Source organism: Robertmurraya sp. FSL W8-0741 (assembly GCF_038004005.1).
Lineage (GTDB): Bacteria > Bacillota > Bacilli > Bacillales > Cytobacillaceae > Robertmurraya > Robertmurraya siralis.
In genome coordinates, this window is record NZ_JBBOQG010000001.1 from 2,093,560 (window position 1) to 2,110,849 (window position 17,290).

Genomic DNA, 17,290 nt, shown 5'->3' on the forward strand with positions numbered 1-17,290 from the left:
AATAGGGGTAATTATGGGATAGATCTTGCTTATTGTGTATTTACCCATTTACAAGAAAATAAAACATCTTTTCTTCTTTTTTTATCTTTCTTCCTCTACTTATAATAATTGCGAGTGGAATGGTTGTAAACATTGCACTGGTATTGGTATTATGAAAAAGAAGAATAGATAAAAGGGAGCGATATAGATGAACATGGATTTTAATTTATTCATGAACGACGTAGTTCGCCAAGCTCGGCAAGAAATTGTCGCTGCAGGATATAAAGAGCTGACAACACCAGAAGAAGTGGATGCAGCGTTACAACAAAAAGGGACAACACTAGTAATGGTGAATTCAGTTTGTGGCTGTGCTGGTGGGATTGCTCGCCCAGCTGCTATGCACTCCCTTCATTACGATAAAAGACCCGATCAATTAGTAACTGTATTTGCTGGACAAGACAAGGAGGCGACGGAAAAAGCTCGCTCTTACTTTACTGGCTATCCGCCATCCTCTCCATCATTTGCTTTATTAAAGGATGGGGAACTTGTCACGATGATTGAGCGTCATGATATTGAAGGCCATGGTCCGATGGATGTTGTCCAAAAATTACAGGATGCATTTGAACAATATTGTGAAGAAGTTTAAGACCTCGGTTTTTTTCCGAGGTTTTTTTGATACAATAAGATGTGCTGATTATTAGGATAAATTTGAAATATGGAAGGTACATGGGAGCAATGATGAAATTTCGGATAGGATATCGAACAATCAAGACCGCTTTAGGAACAACATTATCGATTTTGCTGGCACAAACAATAGGCCTCAATAATTTCGCATCTGCAGGGATATTAACCATTCTTTGCATTAAACCGACAAAGGTAAAGTCCGTTAAAGCTTCATGGGATAGAGTTCTTGCTTGCCTCATGGCCATGTTATTTTCAACGATCTTTTTTGAGGGCATTACATACCACCCGATTACAATTGGATTAATGCTGTTATTTTTCATCCCTACGGCGGTTATGTGTAAGGCTCAGGAAGGAATTGTTTCAAGCAGTGTCATCATTCTGCATATTTACATGGCTGGAAATGTCACCTTCGAACTTCTTCTCAATGAATTAGGCATTGTGATCATTGGTGTCGGAATGGCTTTAATAATGAATCTCTATATGCCGAGTGCAGGGAAGAAATTGATTCAATATCAGGCAGAGCTTGAAGATAATTTTCGGAAAATTATACTGGAAATTGTCCACTATTTAAGAACAAGTGACAGCAGCTGGGACGGAAGTGAACTTACCCGTACAGCAAGATTAATTGATGAAGCAAAAACAATGGCTTTCCAAGATGTAGAGAATCATTTTCGCCGCAATGACCATTTGTACTATCATTATTTTAAAATGCGTGAAAAGCAGTTCGAGATTATCGAGAGAATTTTGCCTTTAGTTGCCTCATTACCTGTTACAGTAGTACAAGGCCAAATGATCGGAGACTTTTTGGAGGAGCTGGCTGAGCATATAAGTCCTGGTGAAGTACCAAAGAATTTTCTAGAAAATCTGTTGGAGATGAGAGAGGAATTTCAAAGTATGGGGCTGCCGCAAACACGTGAAGAATTTGAAGTCCGCGCTGCCCTCTTGCAGCTAACGAAGGAAATGGAACAATATTTGATGCTGAAAAACTCGTTCAAGTATTTGAAGAGAGAAAAGAAGAAGTATCGAAAAGGCAGTGTGGAATTACAGTAGTTTTTTGGAGAATACTCTTTAAACACAAGGCTTTGTTATATGTCGGTGTTGATCTTTGGCTCATTGCGTGTGAAACTAAGGCTTCACACGCAATGAGCCAAAGATCGTTCAATCAACAATATTGTTTAACAAAGCTATCGAAAGTAAACAATAGGAGAGTGTCGAAACATGAAACGTCCCCAAAAAATTTTCGTGAAATTTATCTTTTGGGGGATAGTCGATTGTTAAACGTTCAGGTACCTTCTTATTTTAGCCCTCATAACTGAAGTCTGTCTCCACCTTATTTTCATCGATTTCTGTCGCTGTAATCCATGCTTCTAAAGTATAATCTCCAGGCTCGAGAAAGGAAAGAGTCTCAGAAAGATCGAGTTCATATTCAAGCTTTTCTCCCGGTGCCAATATTTCTTCTTCTACTGTAGCGGCAAACATTTTATCTGCTGAATACGTATAAACAATTGTCCCATCTTTGTCTTTGATAAAATAATCAAAATCCTGTGAAGAAGGGAATGTTATTTTTTCTTCTTTTTCCTGATTGTTTTGAATGGAGAGTTGGTATTGTAAATCAGTGATCTTATGGATAGAAATATTCATTTCTTCCCCGGAGCCTCCTCCGTTGCTGTTCTCATTTTTGGAGTTGTCTGCCGTTCCACAGCCTGCTAAGGTAGCAAAAAGGAAGGCAGTAATCACGACTGCTGTTTTCCTTAGAGAAATGATCATTGGAATCACCACTTTTTTTAATTTGTCTTCATTTAATTAGACTTCATTTCTGATAAAAGGTTACACGAAAAAAGAGTAGGGCATCCTACTCTTTAAAGCTGTTCATATGTCCACTGTAAGCAGCTATTATAAAACTTCGCTCCTATCGATAGATTTAGCGAAAAAGGCGACAACGATACCAGCTTGTCCGCTGGTGAGCTTAGAGAAAAGCCACGAACCATTCATTTACAGCTGCTTGCATTTTCCGAAATGGTTTATATAAACATGGAAAGTCCAAGGAGAAGAGTTGATGCGAGCATCGCAAATATCATTAAGTAAACAATTACTTTTCTAGCCTTTTTATTTTTCATTATCTTTCCCTCCCAATCTATACATCCTGTTTTCTATTTTACTAGGTATTGCAGAAATGAACAACCGCTCAATTTTAGGAAGGAAATCGGCATATTTTAGCGAATATTTTAACTATATTGAGCTATGCTCAGGTGGGGGGAGAAGAATGATTGAAAAAGTAGATCATATCGGAATTGCCGTTAAATCAATTTCGGAGTCATTGCCATTTTATACAGAAGTGCTTGGGCTTGAAATTCAGGGGATTGAAGAAATAGAAAGCGAAAAGGTAAAAGTAGCTTTTATAAAAATAGGCGGGACGAAGATAGAATTACTTGAACCCACAAGTCCAGAAAGTGCAATTGCAAAGCATATTGAGAAAAGGGGCGAGGGGATTCACCATGTGGCATTAGGGGTTGATTCCATTCAAGCAAGGATTGATGAAATGAAGAGAAAAGGGATTCAAATGCTCCAGGACAAAGCGAAAATAGGTGCAGGAGGGGCACTTGTAGCATTTATGCATCCGAAATCAACAGGTAAGGTGTTATGGGAGTTATGTGAAAAAACGGAAAAGGGAGAGTAGCGGAATGGACATCTATGAAAAAATAAACGAACTTTACGATAAGAGAAGAGAAGTTGAACTTGGAGGTGGAGATGAACGCATCGAAAAGCAACATGAAAAAGGAAAATTAACGGCAAGAGAACGCATTAATTTGCTTGTAGATGAAGGGAGCTTTGTTGAATTAAATCCCTTTATCGAGCATCGTTCACGGGATTTTGGATTAGAGTCTCAAAAGGGCCCAGGTGATGGAGTTGTAACAGGCTATGGCAAAGTCAATGGACGTTCTGTCTATTTATTTTCCCAGGATTTCACAGTGTTTGGCGGAGCGTTAGGGGAGATGCACGCTAATAAAATTGCCAACGTGATGGATCTGGCCGCAAAAAACGGAGCTCCCTTCATCGGATTAAATGATTCTGGCGGGGCAAGAATTCAAGAAGGGGTTGTTTCGCTAGATGGATATGGCAAAATCTTTTATCGAAATTCAATTTATTCAGGAGTAATTCCACAAATTTCGGTCATTTTGGGACCGTGTGCAGGAGGGGCAGTCTATTCTCCTGCCATAACAGATTTTGTGTTTATGGTTGAAAAAACGAGTCAAATGTTTATAACAGGTCCAAAGGTGATTGAAACGGTGACAGGTGAGAAAATTAGTGCTGAAGATTTAGGTGGAGCAAGGGTCCATAATTCGATTAGTGGAAACGCTCATTTTCGGAGTGATTCTGAAGAAGAAATTATCAAAAGTGTAAGGTTATTATTAAGTTATTTACCACAAAATAGTGAGGAAAAGCCGCCGATGTTAACGGGTACCGCTGAAGACGACTATCGTCCGAACTTAACCGACTTGATTCCGTTTGATGCGATTAGGCCATATGATGTAAGGGTTATCATTGATGAAGTCGTAGACAAAGATTCATTCCTTGAGGTTCACAAAGACTTTGCTAGAAATATTGTTGTAGGATTAGCGCGGATAAAAGGGGAAGTGATCGGCTTAGTTTGTAATCAACCAAAGGTGATGGCCGGTGGACTTGATATTGATTCCTCCGACAAGGCTGCACGCTTTATTCGTTTTTGCGATAGCTTCAATATTCCGCTGATTACCTTTGAGGATGTAACGGGATTTTTTCCAGGTGTTAAACAGGAGCATGGCGGCATCATCCGTCATGGTGCAAAAATCCTCTATGCTTATTCAGAAGCAACCGTTCCGAAGCTTACGGTTATTTTAAGAAAGGCCTATGGTGGGGCTTATGTTGCATTAAATAGTAAATCCATTGGTGCTGATCTTGTTTTTGCTTGGCCCAATGCAGAAATTGCTGTTATGGGACCACAGGGGGCAGCAAACATTATTTTTGCGAAAGAAATTCAAAATAGCGAAAATCCGGAACAAACACGGGCGAAAAAAATTGAAGAATATCGAGAAAAGTTTGCTAATCCTTATGTGGCTGCAGGCATGGGCATGGTTGATGATGTCATTGATCCGCGAGAGACAAGGATCAAAATCATTCAGTCTCTAGAGATGCTGCGAAATAAAAAGGAATCACGTCCGCATAAAAAGCATGGAAATATTCCTCTTTAGCAACAAAGAAAAATTTGCCGATTCTTGACTGAAACAGATATACTGAAATAGGAAGATATAGCGGAAGGGGTTACATCAATGATAAATGAAGAAAGATTGCTCAATGAATTTTTAGAACTTGTCCAAATCGATTCAGAAACGAAATACGAAGCGGAAATTGCCAAAGTGTTAAAGGAAAAGTTTTCTGCTCTAGGTGTGGAGGTTTTTGAAGATGATACAACGGAATTAACAGGGCATGGTGCAGGAAACTTAGTTTGCACACTTCCCGGGACTAAAGATGGTGTTGATACCATTTATTTCACTTCACATATGGATACCGTTATTCCAGCAAAGGGTGTTAAGCCAGCCATTAAAGATGGTTATGTTGTCACTGATGGAACAACGATTCTTGGTGCTGATGATAAAACTGGTTTAGCTGTTATGCTTGAAGTTATTCGTGTGTTAAAGGAGCAAAATATTGCTCATGGAACGATTCAATTTATTATTACCGTTGGCGAGGAATCAGGCTTAGTTGGTGCTAAGGCTCTTGATTCATCCTTGGTAACTGCTAAATTTGGCTATGCCCTTGACAGTGATGGAAAAGTAGGAAATATCGTTGTTGCTGCACCTACTCAAGCGAAGGTGAAAGCGACGATTTTAGGGAAAACAGCCCATGCCGGTGTTGCGCCGGAAAAAGGAATTTCTGCGATTACAATGGCGGCAAAGGCGATTGCTAAAATGCCGTTAGGAAGAATCGATGAGGAAACAACAGCCAATATTGGTTATTTTAAAGGTGAAGGTCCAACGAATATCGTTTGTGATCGCGTTGAAATCCTCGCTGAAGCTCGTTCTCTTCTGCCTGAAAAAATGGAAGCCCAGGTTCAAAAGATGAAAGCTGCTTTTGAATCAGTGGCAGCTGAAATGGGCGGTAGTGCCGAGGTGGAAGTCGAGATCATGTATCCAGGCTTTAAATATGGAGAAGGTGACCATGTTGTTGAAGTAGCGCGCAAAGCAGCGGCTAAAATTGGCAGAAGCTCTGAACTGTTAAAAAGTGGTGGGGGGAGCGATGCTAATGTTATCGCTGGATTCGGCATTCCAACGGTCAACCTAGCTGTTGGTTATGAGGAGATACATACGAAAAATGAACGGATGCCGATCGAAGAGCTAAATAAGCTTGCTGAAATGGTCATTGCCATTATTGAAGAAGTGAGCAAGGCATAGTTCATTTTAAGAGAACCGGATGAAAGGTTCTCTTATTTCCATTTGTACAAAAGTTAGCATAGACAAGCTGTCTGTTCGGTGAGTACTATAGAAGTAGAAAAGTCAGGAGGGATGTTCATGCAAGATTCAAGTAAATTTGTCGTTTTTACAGTGGGAGATGAAGAATATGCGATCCCGATTGAAAGTGTGTTGTCCATTGAGAAATTAGAAGGGATTACGCCAATACCTCATTTACCAACTTATGTGAAAGGAATTATGAAAGTTCGCGGAGAGCTTATTCCGACAATCGACACGGAGACCATTTTATATGACCGTGCAATGGAAGCAAGCGATTCAGTTCGAGTCATCGTATTGCGGACAGACGAAATTTCCTTAGGGGTTCTCGTTAAAGAAGCAAAAGAAATATTGGATATTCCAGCTGAAGTCATTAAGCAGGTGGGACTAGTAGCTTATCAAAAAACAAGTTATTTTACGGGAGTAGCGAATCTTGACAGTCGCCTTATTACAATTATTTCTCCAACAGTCATGGTGAAAACTCTAGAGGGGATAAAAGAGATTCAAGAATATATGGAAAGCCAGTTGCAGGAAGCTGATTCCAAAAGTCATTGATTTGACTTTTGGAATCAGCTTTTTTGTAGTCTAGCAAATGAGCGATTTCCTTCATTTTTCAACATTTCTATATGATCCATATTCGATGGAAACTTGAAAAATGCTCGAAAAAGGAATATAATTTAGTGGATATATAGTGAAACGGAGGTGGGGAAAGGTGTTGAATCAAGCTGTTTTATCGCACGGATATTGGACGGAATTCTTATATTTTTGCCGTGCAAAATTTGCTAGTTTAGTTGCTAACGGGATAACTATGCCCTTTTTTAGGAACTAAATAGGAAATGAAAACAGTGAAAACATCTTTAAACCCACAATTGATAGGATGGCAAAAAAGAGGAGCTTTTCATGCTCTCTTTTTTTGTCTTGAATATTCGTGTATAGCTATGGGAAAGTATGTATTTCCATGGCTTTTTTGTGTGTTCTTGGAACATAAGTTTCATTTAATGAGTGTAACTAGTCTTTTGCAAGCAGCCAAAGCCTGACAAACATTGGTATTGGAATTTTTACAACCTATGATAAGTGACCGAGAGTGGCATCGCAATTCAGATTTAGAACAGTTCCTTTAACGTTTGTACGGCAATGAGCTCCATGGAAAGCTTCTTAGAACGCTCATCACAGGATCAATCTTTCCGATCGATCCGTGAGCGCCTCGTGCTTTTGTACTATGTTTATTGATTAAAAGGGAGGAATATAGAGATGATTGCTTGCAGTGTTCATCAAGTGTCAAAGATGTATGGAGGCAATAATATTTTTGAAAATATTACATTTGAAATTATGGAAAAAGAAAGGGTAGGTCTTGTCGGTCGAAATGGGAGTGGCAAGACAAGTCTATTAAAAATTTTGTCCGGTGAGGAAATACCTGATTCTGGTCAAATCCATTGGAAAAAAGGGACTCAAGTAGGCTATCTTCAACAACTCAAAGAGTTTGGAAACAAAGCAACTACGGCAGAAGTATTAAAGACAGCGTTCTCTGCCCTTTTATTATTAGAAGACAAGATGAAGGAATTGGCGAGAGAAATGAGCAATGAAAAAAACGCTCATAAGCTTGAAAAATTAGTAACGGACTATGGTCAGTTGCAAGATGATTTTACGAGAAAAGGTGGGTATGAAATCGAAGCCTCTATTAACAAAATTGTGAATGGCTTAAATATTACGGACCTATTGGATATACCATTTGCAAAACTTAGTGGTGGGGAACAAACAAAAGTGGGGCTGGCTTTGGTGCTTTTAAAAGCACCTGATTTCTTGTTGCTAGATGAACCGACGAATCATCTAGATCTTGCAGCAGTTGAATGGTTAAGCCATTTTTTACAGGATTATCAAGGAACTGTGCTTGTTGTTTCACATGATCGGCACTTTTTAGATGAAGTAGTGAACAAAATATTAGATTTAGAAGACGGAGAGATTGTTAGCTACGTGAAAAATTATTCTGGTTATATGAAAGAAAAAGAGGAGAGGTTGTTAAAAGAATTTCATGCTTATGAAGAGCAGCAAAAGAAAATAAAGAAAATGAAAGAAGCGATTAAACGCTTGCGGGATTGGGCAAACAGGGCTAATCCGCCTAATGAGGAGCTCCATAGACGCGCGAGAAATATGGAAAGAGCTTTGGAGAGAATGGAGAACTTGGAGCGCCCTGTAATGAATCAAAGGAAAATGAACTTAGAAATGGTATCTGCGGACCGCAGTGGAAAAGATGTTATTATCGTCCGGAATGTCTCTAAACGATTTGGAGAAAAAGTCCTGTTTGAACAAGTGAATATCCATGTATTTTATCAACAACGTGTAGCGATTGTTGGAGGAAATGGAACTGGGAAATCCACTTTAATTAAATTAATTTTGCAGGAATTAAACCCGGATCAAGGTGAAATTAAAATAGGTAGTAACGTGAGAATAGGCTATCTTTCTCAGCATGTTTTTGCCGATGAGAAAGATGAAAGGCTCATTGATGTTTTTCGCAATGTCATAAAAGTGATTGAGGGGGAAGCAAGGGGGATTTTAGCGCAATTTTTATTTTTTGGACATACGGTTTTTAGAAAAATATCTCAACTTAGTGGCGGAGAGAGGATGCGACTTCGTTTAGCTCAACTTATGCATTTAAATGTAAATACGCTCATCTTGGATGAACCGACTAATCATTTGGATATTGAATCTCTCGAAGTGCTGGAAGAAGTCCTTAGTCGTTTCAAAGGGACGATATTAGCTGTTTCACATGATCGTTATTTTCTTAATAAGCTTTTTGAGAAAGTGTATTGGATCGAATCGCAGAAAGTTTATAGCTTTGACGGGAATTATCATTATGCGAAAAAGAAAATGGAAGAAGTCCATTTTAAAAAAAATAAAAGGGAGAACGATAAAAAAAGAATAACTAGCAAAAGTAAAGGAAGTCATGAAAAAAATTCTCTAGATGAAAAATGGGAATTGCAATTAGAACAAATAGAATCGAGAATTTCAAAATTAGAACAAATGTTAATTGAAACGGAGGATTTAGCGCAATTACAACAAATATATAATGAGAAAGTAGAACTGGAAAAACGGTGGGAAGAAATTTATAGGCAGGCCTTTTAAAAAGCAGAGCTAGTTATTTTGAATCTTGATGAGCTCTGTCACAATAGGGGAGCTTTATTGCGTTTAACAAACCGAACATATGATAAAATAGAACTATAAGAATTTCTTCTTTTGGAAGTGTGGAACGGTATGAAAAATATGTATCCAAAAAACGGTCGTGTCATTTTACATGTGGATATGAATAGCTTTTATGCATCTGTGGAAATGGCTTATGATCCATCATTAAAAGGGAAACCGCTGGCAATCGCAGGGAACCCAGAGGAAAGAAGGGGCATAATCGTTACTTGTAGTTACGAAGCGAGGAAATTTGGAGTAAAAACGACGATGCCTTTATGGGAAGCGAAGAAGCTTTGTCCACAGCTTATCGTGAAAAGGCCAGATTTTGAACGTTATCGGGCCGCTTCTATGGGAATGTTTGACTTGTTAAACCAATTTTCAAAGCTTGTTGAACCAGTGTCGATTGATGAAGGATATGTGGATATTACTGAAAGTTTTGAGCTCGGTTCTCCATTAGAAATTGCTGAACAAATTCAAAAACGCTTAATCCGGCAACTCGATTTACCGTGCAGCATTGGCGTCGCGCCGAATAAATTTCTTGCGAAGATGGCTTCAGATATGAAGAAACCATTAGGAATAACTGTATTAAGAAAAAGGGATCTTCCGACTGTCCTTTGGCCGTTGCAAGTAGGTGAAATGCATGGTGTCGGTAAGAAAACGGCAGATAAATTAAAAGGAATTGGCATTCATACAATAGAGGATTTGGCAAAAGGGAACGACATCCAGCTTAAAGCTTTGTTGGGGATAAATGGACTACGATTAAAGGAGAGGGCAAATGGGATCGACAATCGTCCAGTCGATCCAGATGCCATAACTGATTTTAAAAGTATTGGAAATTCGACAACCTTGCCGAAGGATGTTTCCAATCAACAGGAGCTTTTTCAAGTTTTAAAAGGTTTGGCGGAAAAGGTTTCCGTGCGCTTAAAACGCAAAAAAGTGCTGGCAACTACATTGGGGATTACAATTCGATACAAAGATCGCAAAACGGTAACAAGAAGCAGGAAATTATTAAATCCTGTTTCTACTCAAGAAGAAATTTTACAATTGGCAAAGGGGATGTTAGTCTCCAACTGGACAGGTGATCCTGTGCGGTTGCTCGGGATTACAGGGACAGATTTAGTCGAGAACGATCATGCGGTGAAGCAGCTTGACCTTTTTACGTATGAAAGGGATGCTAAAAAGGAACCGCTTATTGACACAGTGTCGAAGCTGAAGGAAAAATTCGGTGCTCATATTATTGAGCAGGCAAGCAATCTTTCATATGAGCAAAAACGGCAAATTGGCACAGAGACCAGTTTTAATAAGGATTTTCTTCAGGTTGAAAAGAGAAAAAAGGATTCTCCTTAGCTTATTTTTTCATTGTTTTTTGAAAAACTATTGATAGGAAACTCATATTTTTGCATCTTTGCGTAATTCTTGCTAAAGTAAAGTGGATTCACGATATATTCAATCGTATTTAAAGGTTAGAAGGGAAGTAACACAGATGACAAAACAACAATTTGGTGTAATTGGACTTGCCGTAATGGGAAAAAACCTGGCGATGAATATTGAAAGCAGGGGCTATTCAGTTTCTGTTTACAATCGTTCACGAGAAAAAACGGATGAAATGTTAAAAGAAGTGGAAGGCCGGAATTTTGTCGGTACATATACAATCGAAGAGTTTGTCCAGTCGCTCGAAAAGCCACGTAAAATCATGTTAATGGTAAAAGCAGGTGCGCCTACAGACGCGACCATTGAACAGTTAAAGCCTCATTTGGAAAAAGGCGATATTTTAATCGATGGGGGAAATACTTTCTTCGTTGATACCCAAAGACGTAACAAGGAATTAAGTGAGCTTGGCATTCATTTCATTGGTACAGGTGTCTCAGGGGGAGAAGAAGGTGCTTTAAAAGGGCCATCGATCATGCCAGGAGGTCAAAAGGAAGCTTATGAATTAGTCGCTCCTATTTTTAAAGATATCTCTGCGAAAGTAAATGGTGAGCCTTGTACCACATATATTGGTCCAGATGGAGCAGGTCACTATGTAAAAATGGTTCATAATGGAATCGAATATGGGGATATGCAGCTAATTTCCGAGTCCTACTTTTTATTAAAACATGTACTAGGTTTGTCTGCGGATGAGTTGCATGAAGTATTTGCTGATTGGAATAATGGTGAGCTTGATAGTTACTTAATTGAAATTACAGCAGATATTTTCAAGAAAAAGGATGAGGAGACAGGTAAGCCGATGGTCGATGTCATCCTTGATACAGCAGGTCAAAAGGGAACTGGTAAATGGACAAGTCAAAGTGCTCTCGATTTAGGTGTACCTCTGCCGATTATTACAGAGTCGGTTTTTGCCCGTTTCATTTCAGCGATGAAGGATGAGCGCGTAGCTGCAAGCAAGGTGTTAAATGGTCCTGAAGTAAAGCCTTTCTCAGGTGACCGTGCAAGCTTTATCGAGTCTGTCCGCAAGGCACTTTATATGAGTAAAATTTGTTCCTATGCGCAAGGATTTGCTCAAATGAGAGCAGCCTCTGAAGAATATAACTGGGATTTACAATATGGAGACATTGCCATGATTTTCCGTGGCGGCTGTATTATCCGCGCTCAATTCTTGCAAAAAATTAAGGATGCTTACGACAGAGATGGCGCTTTAAAGAACCTTCTTCTAGACCCATATTTTAAGGAGATCGTTGAAAATTATCAGTCCGCATTACGTGATATTATCGCCGTTGCCGTTCAAAATGGAATTCCGGTTCCTTGCTTCTCTGCAGCACTATCGTATTATGATAGCTATAGAACGGAAACATTACCGGCAAATTTACTTCAAGCACAACGCGACTATTTCGGTGCTCACACTTATCAACGCGTTGACAAGGAAGGGATTTTCCATACGGAATGGTTGGATTAATAGAAAAACCTTTTAAGGTTTTGGAAAAGGTCCTCTTAACTAAGCAAGTGGAGAAAAACGAATGGTTTTTCTCCACTTGCTTTTTTCATGGGATTAGCTGGTGAATATCTGCTATGTTTTGGAAGGATGGGCAAGCGGCTTGATTCAAAGATTCACTGAAATTTTAAGAACCCTGCTGTCCAGTTTTAGAGTGTTTCACTTTTTTTAAACAAGGCTTATGCTTGAAAAAAATTGGTCGATTTGGTCAAATCGAAACGCCTCATTGTTTGAAAGAGAGGCCGAATTTTGCTTCTAAACGGACAAAATCTTCCGCTACCATTTTTGTATAAAGTTTAATCCTTAACGAACAATAATGGTATAGAACTGGATATTTCATGAAACCAATAAATAAAGTGGGAGAAATGAGGAGAGTTTATGGAAATGATTGAACGTTTGTTTGCTCAATATGGTTATTTAGTGTTGTTAATCGGTTTACCTATGGAATTAATTGCTCTTCCGATACCTCCTGGAAACTCGACCCTCGCATATACTGGATATTTATCCTATAAAAATGTTCTCGACCTTCTACCAGCTCTAGCTGCAGCGTATTCCGGATCTGTGATAGGAATAACGACCACCTACTGGTTCGGAGAAAAATTGGGGATGCCATTGATTGATAAATACGGTAAATGGTTGTTTTTAAAACCAAAATATTTGGAGAAAACAAAAATTGCTTATGAGAAATATGGGAACAAAATGCTTCTATTTGGTTTCTTCTTACCCGGTATCCGACAGTTCAACAGCTATTTTGCGGGCATTATTCAAATTCCATATCGAACCTTTGCTTTATATGCCTATACAGGAACTGCCCTGTGGGTATCGATGTTTATCGGTATCGGTTATGTGTTCGGTAATCAATGGCAGTTTGTTTTTACTTGGATAGAACATTTTTTGAAGCTCATCTTAATCATATTGTGTTGTGTGATAGTTCTTTTTTTTCTTTTAAAATGGCGTAATCGGTTTAGAAAATCTTCTAATATTCATGAAGGAGAAGCATAGTTGTACAGTCAATTACTTGTATAAGATTACAAATTTCTAAACGTTTAATTAAACATTTTTTTCACTATTTCGAACAAAATAGTCTTGTCTAATGCTTAGAACTGAATTATACTTTATATAAATCGTTCTTATTAAAGAACGATTTATATTTTATTAAGGTGACATGAAAGGGGGAGTAAAGATTAAAAGAATTTTTAAGGCAACAGGGAATTTAGTGCTGCTTGGATTTGTTGTTATTATGCTCATATCTCTTTATAACGTTATTCAAGTAAGTAGAAATTCTGATGGATTACCATCGATTTTAGGGTTCCATTTGTTAACGGTTTTAACTGGGAGCATGGATCCCAAATTATCCGAAGGGGACTTAATTATTATCCATCCTTACAGTACTGAGACGCCAAAGGTAAATGATGTCGTTACTTATCGGAATCATAATGGAACTTTTGTTACACATCGCATTGTCGGTATTGTGGACAATAATGGGACAAGTCTTTTTCAAACAAAAGGGGATGCTAATAATTTGGTTGACCAAGACCTTGTTTCACTTGAACAAATAGCTGGTGCGGTCGCTTTCAAGATTCCGAAACTCGGTTTGCTGTTAAGCTCTTTAAAAGGTCCGCTCGGTCTTATCCTTTTAACGCTCACCATCTCTTTTGTCTTAAGCGCAAAGATCATCAAAAAAATACTGGCTGTTCGGAAAGAAGAGCAGCTTACACAAAAATAATTTTTAGGAGGTGATCAATTAAGGAGTAATGAGGGTTAAGAAAAAATAGCACAATTGGAAGATATTTTTTTTAGAAAATAGTTCGTTATTAAGTTTGTTTTCGTTCTTTAAAATATGTTGGATAGGAGAAAAAAGGATGAACTTTTTAAAAAAACATAAGCTATGGTTTAGTTTAATAGGTGTTCTATTATTAACAATTGCAACAATTGGAACAATCGCTTATTTTAGTAAAAGCTTTACAAGTGACAATAATGTCGCCGTTGCAGCTAAGTTTGATGTTGAGGCGGTCAATGGTCAAGGCCAGACTATTGGTGATGGTCAGTTTGCTTTAGGTGAGGATTTATATCCTGGAATGCCTACATTAGAGGCGTATAAATTCCAAATTAATAAAAATAATACAACTTTACCGGTCGAATACAGAGTTCACTTAGAACGAAGCGGTGCCCTTTTTGCGGAAAATTCCCCCGTTAAGCTGAGTCTCCAAAGATATATTGATAATAATTGGGTTGATGTGGATTACTTAACGACATTTCGCCCTGAAAATGATATTGAGAAATACAGAGTATTAGTCGATTGGCCACACAGTGATCATGATATTGATTTCCAAGGAGCGACCGGAAATATAAAATTGGAAGTTGTGGCGACTCAAGTTGATCCGATAGAGGAACCAGCGGGACCTCCATATTATACTGGTGCAATCACCTTTAAAGCAACACCGAACGGCAGTACAAGAACAACTTCGAATAAAGAAGTTAATTTTTATAAGGATGACCAAGGTTTTAAAATTATCCAAGTAACCATCGGAGCTGGAAGTGGTGAATTTGAAGAGAAAGTAGGCAACTTCAAAATTGTCGAAAGCGTTGAAGGGAGTACAACCTGGTATCGATTGTATACAGAAAAAGAGTATTATGCAAGTGAAAGTCAAGTATGGAGGGTCGATAGTGTCGATACGTCAACAGATGGAACGATTACTTTAAAAAGGGCAAATAACACATTTCTGACAATCCAATCAAAAGAATTGTACAATTGGTTTACTGAAAAATCAGATAAATAGCTTGCCTCATGCAAATGTTAATGTAGTTAAAGTCATGGCTGTTTTTATGTGGGGAAAGTAACTGAGGATCTTTATAGACGTAAATCAGGGGATTAATCTGTAATCCCCATGTTCTTTATTATGAGTAAAAAAAGCCTATTTTGAATGCGATGAGAAGTGGGATTTTAAAAAAGGAGGCTTTGTTAAAAATCTGTGGTGATTTTTTGCACATTTTCTTCTTTTTTTTCATGAAATTTTGAGAAGCTTTTAGCATTAACACGAAATGAGTTTTATTAACAATATTGTTTAACAAAGTCAAAAAGTTACGAAGTTGTGAGTTAAACAAGATTTATTATGATGAAAGATTTCGAAGTGCATCCGTCGAAACATTTAAAAATTATCGCATCGTGAAAAAACAACGATTGGTAACAATCGTTGTTTTTTGTTCTTATAAGGAATGTTTTCTTACTTGTCGTTCACTTCTAAATTGGTAACGGGCCACCAGAAGTAGCCGTCTTTCTCTAGGAGTTCATCAGAGCATTTAGGTCCCATTGTGCCTGATTTGTAATTAGGAAAGCTTTCATCAACATGGTTTTCCCAAATGTCTGAAATTTTGTCGGTAAAGCTCCATGAAAGGGCTACCTCATCCCAATGGGTGAAGTTGGTAGCATCGCCACGCATGCAATCGTATAATAACTTTTCATACGCTTCAGGTGTGTTGATTCCATCAATCCCTTTATTGGCATAATTTAGCTTAATCGGTGTCGCTTCCATTCCTGTACCTGCCTTTTTAGCGTTGAGATGAATGGTTACACCTTCCTCAGGCTGGATATGGATTACGAGTAAATTTGGATTTAATGGTTGCTCTGTCTGATAATAAAGATTCATCGGAACATCCTTAAATTGGATGACAATTTTGGTGGATTTCGCAGCCATTCTTTTTCCAGTTCGGATATAAAATGGAACACCTGCCCAACGGAAATTATCAATTAACAGTTTTCCAGCAACAAATGTTTCTGTGTTGGAATTTTCCGCAACCATTGGTTCTTGGCGGTAGCTTGGCACTGTTTTTCCATTAATGGTCCCTTCATCATATTGGCCTCTCACGAAGTATTTATTTACTTCTTCACCTTCGATAGGACGCAGTGCTCTTAATACCTTCACCTTTTCTGAGCGAATCTCTTCTGTATTTAAGCGAATTGGCGGTTCCATCGCAAGTAAGGCCACCATCTGGAGCAGATGGTTTTGTACCATATCTCTCAAGGCGCCGCTATTTTCGTAGTATCTGCCTCTTTCTTCAACACCAAGAATTTCACTTGAGGTCACTTGGATATTGGAGATGAAGCGACTGTTCCATAATGGTTCGAAAATGGCATTTGCAAAACGAATGACTTCGATGTTTTGCACCATTTCTTTGCCCAGGTAATGGTCAATACGATAAATCTCATCCTCAGAAAATGCCGTTCTAATTTGATCATTAAGTTCTTTGGCAGATTCTAAATCATGGCCAAATGGTTTTTCAATCACAAGACGTTTAAAGCCGCGCACGTCTGTAAGTCCATCTGACTTTAAGTGCAGGGCGATCGATCCAAAAAACTCGGGAGCCATGGCCAAGTAAAAGATGCGATTTCCATTTAACTGATAATGGTTATCGAGATCAGATGCCATATTTTTTAATGCCGCATAGGAAGCGGAATCAGTGACATCATGGGAATGATAGTAAAAATGGGATGCAAATTCATCAATTCGATCTTCTTTTTCAATCGCTGTTTTAACAGATTCCTTGATCGACTGCTGAAATTCATCATTTGTTAAAGGGCGTCTCGCTACGCCGATAACGGCAAAGTTTTTAGAGAGCTTATCTTTTTCAAACAATTTATATAGAGAGGGGAATAGCTTGCGTTTTGCTAAATCACCAGTTGCTCCAAATATCATGATGAGTGCTGTTTGATTATCATTCTGGTTCAAGATACTAGACCTCTTTTCTCACTTTATGTATGAATCATATATCTTCTAGTTTAGACTTTACTTGAAAGAAGTTCTACGAATTTGACTCAAATATGAATTTTATAGTGTTCAGAAGCAATTCGCAAATATTTTAGCATATTTCTTCGCTATTTTTTGTCATTTATGATGGAACTATCCAAAATGAACATAAATGGCACATATGGTATAGTAAGTAAGAATTATGGTTTGGTAAATGTTCTTATAGGTTTACTGGATAAATTGCTTGCATTTCTGTACTTTCGTGCAGTTCTGTATCATGTTCAAACCAGCAA

The 17,290-nt window shown here is 38.3% G+C and carries 16 protein-coding genes; 13 read left to right on the forward strand and 3 right to left on the reverse strand.

From position 1 onward, the window contains the following. Positions 1-187 precede the first annotated feature (187 nt). Complete coding sequence (locus NST02_RS10085) at positions 188-625, forward strand: BrxA/BrxB family bacilliredoxin (RefSeq protein ID WP_095306680.1); 438 nt, start codon at positions 188-190, stop codon at positions 623-625. Between the two features lie 92 nt (positions 626-717). Then, entirely contained in the window at positions 718-1,713 is a 996-nt protein-coding gene (locus NST02_RS10090) for an aromatic acid exporter family protein (RefSeq protein WP_137743197.1), read from the forward strand. Between the two features lie 249 nt (positions 1,714-1,962). Here the strand turns inward: NST02_RS10090 and NST02_RS10095 are convergent, their stop codons facing one another. Together NST02_RS10095 and prli42 are read right to left on the reverse strand one after the other, a co-directional pair. Next, entirely contained in the window at positions 1,963-2,430 is a 468-nt protein-coding gene (locus tag NST02_RS10095) for a BsuPI-related putative proteinase inhibitor (RefSeq protein WP_137743198.1), read from the reverse strand. Positions 2,431-2,684: 254 nt separating this feature from the next. After that, the gene (prli42, locus tag NST02_RS10100) at positions 2,685-2,780 is read right to left on the reverse strand and encodes a stressosome-associated protein Prli42 (protein ID WP_150915065.1); all 96 of its coding nucleotides are present in this window, start codon (positions 2,778-2,780) and stop codon (positions 2,685-2,687) included. Positions 2,781-2,926: 146 nt separating this feature from the next. Here prli42 and mce point away from each other — a divergent pair, with 146 nt between their 5' ends. The 11 genes from mce to NST02_RS10155 all read left to right on the forward strand — a co-directional run bounded on the left by mce (position 2,927) and on the right by NST02_RS10155 (position 15,032). Further along, positions 2,927-3,340, forward strand: a complete 414-nt coding sequence (mce, locus tag NST02_RS10105) for a methylmalonyl-CoA epimerase (RefSeq protein WP_095306678.1) — start codon at positions 2,927-2,929, stop codon at positions 3,338-3,340. A 4-nt stretch (positions 3,341-3,344) separates the two neighbouring features. Next, positions 3,345-4,892, forward strand: a complete 1,548-nt coding sequence (locus NST02_RS10110; RefSeq protein WP_340948897.1) for an acyl-CoA carboxylase subunit beta — start codon at positions 3,345-3,347, stop codon at positions 4,890-4,892. A gap of 78 nt (positions 4,893-4,970) precedes the next feature. Then, entirely contained in the window at positions 4,971-6,092 is a 1,122-nt protein-coding gene (locus tag NST02_RS10115; protein ID WP_212933217.1) for a M20/M25/M40 family metallo-hydrolase, read from the forward strand. Between the two features lie 117 nt (positions 6,093-6,209). Continuing rightward, on the forward strand, positions 6,210-6,701 hold the full coding sequence (locus tag NST02_RS10120) for a chemotaxis protein CheW (protein ID WP_095306675.1): 492 nt from the start codon (positions 6,210-6,212) through the stop codon (positions 6,699-6,701). 157 nt (positions 6,702-6,858) lie between these two features. Then, positions 6,859-6,975 (forward strand): RAxF-45 family protein, encoded by a 117-nt coding sequence (locus tag NST02_RS10125; RefSeq protein WP_280526657.1) that lies wholly within the window; start codon positions 6,859-6,861, stop codon positions 6,973-6,975. A gap of 455 nt (positions 6,976-7,430) precedes the next feature. Beyond that, positions 7,431-9,266: a ribosomal protection-like ABC-F family protein gene (gene abc-f / locus NST02_RS10130; RefSeq protein WP_408014793.1), complete on the forward strand. Its 1,836-nt coding sequence runs from the start codon at positions 7,431-7,433 to the stop codon at positions 9,264-9,266. A gap of 129 nt (positions 9,267-9,395) precedes the next feature. After that, positions 9,396-10,670, forward strand: a complete 1,275-nt coding sequence (locus NST02_RS10135; protein ID WP_340948902.1) for a DNA polymerase IV — start codon at positions 9,396-9,398, stop codon at positions 10,668-10,670. Positions 10,671-10,806: 136 nt separating this feature from the next. Beyond that, positions 10,807-12,216: an NADP-dependent phosphogluconate dehydrogenase gene (gndA, locus tag NST02_RS10140; protein WP_095306671.1), complete on the forward strand. Its 1,410-nt coding sequence runs from the start codon at positions 10,807-10,809 to the stop codon at positions 12,214-12,216. 414 nt (positions 12,217-12,630) lie between these two features. Then, on the forward strand, positions 12,631-13,254 hold the full coding sequence (locus NST02_RS10145) for a DedA family protein (RefSeq protein WP_095306670.1): 624 nt from the start codon (positions 12,631-12,633) through the stop codon (positions 13,252-13,254). A 163-nt stretch (positions 13,255-13,417) separates the two neighbouring features. Beyond that, entirely contained in the window at positions 13,418-13,978 is a 561-nt protein-coding gene (locus tag NST02_RS10150; RefSeq protein WP_095306669.1) for a signal peptidase I, read from the forward strand. A 136-nt stretch (positions 13,979-14,114) separates the two neighbouring features. Beyond that, on the forward strand, positions 14,115-15,032 hold the full coding sequence (locus tag NST02_RS10155) for a hypothetical protein (RefSeq protein ID WP_137743202.1): 918 nt from the start codon (positions 14,115-14,117) through the stop codon (positions 15,030-15,032). A gap of 444 nt (positions 15,033-15,476) precedes the next feature. Here NST02_RS10155 and zwf read toward each other — a convergent pair whose 3' ends face one another. Beyond that, entirely contained in the window at positions 15,477-16,946 is a 1,470-nt protein-coding gene (gene zwf, locus NST02_RS10160; protein ID WP_340950005.1) for a glucose-6-phosphate dehydrogenase, read from the reverse strand. Between the last annotated feature and the right edge of the window lie 344 nt (positions 16,947-17,290).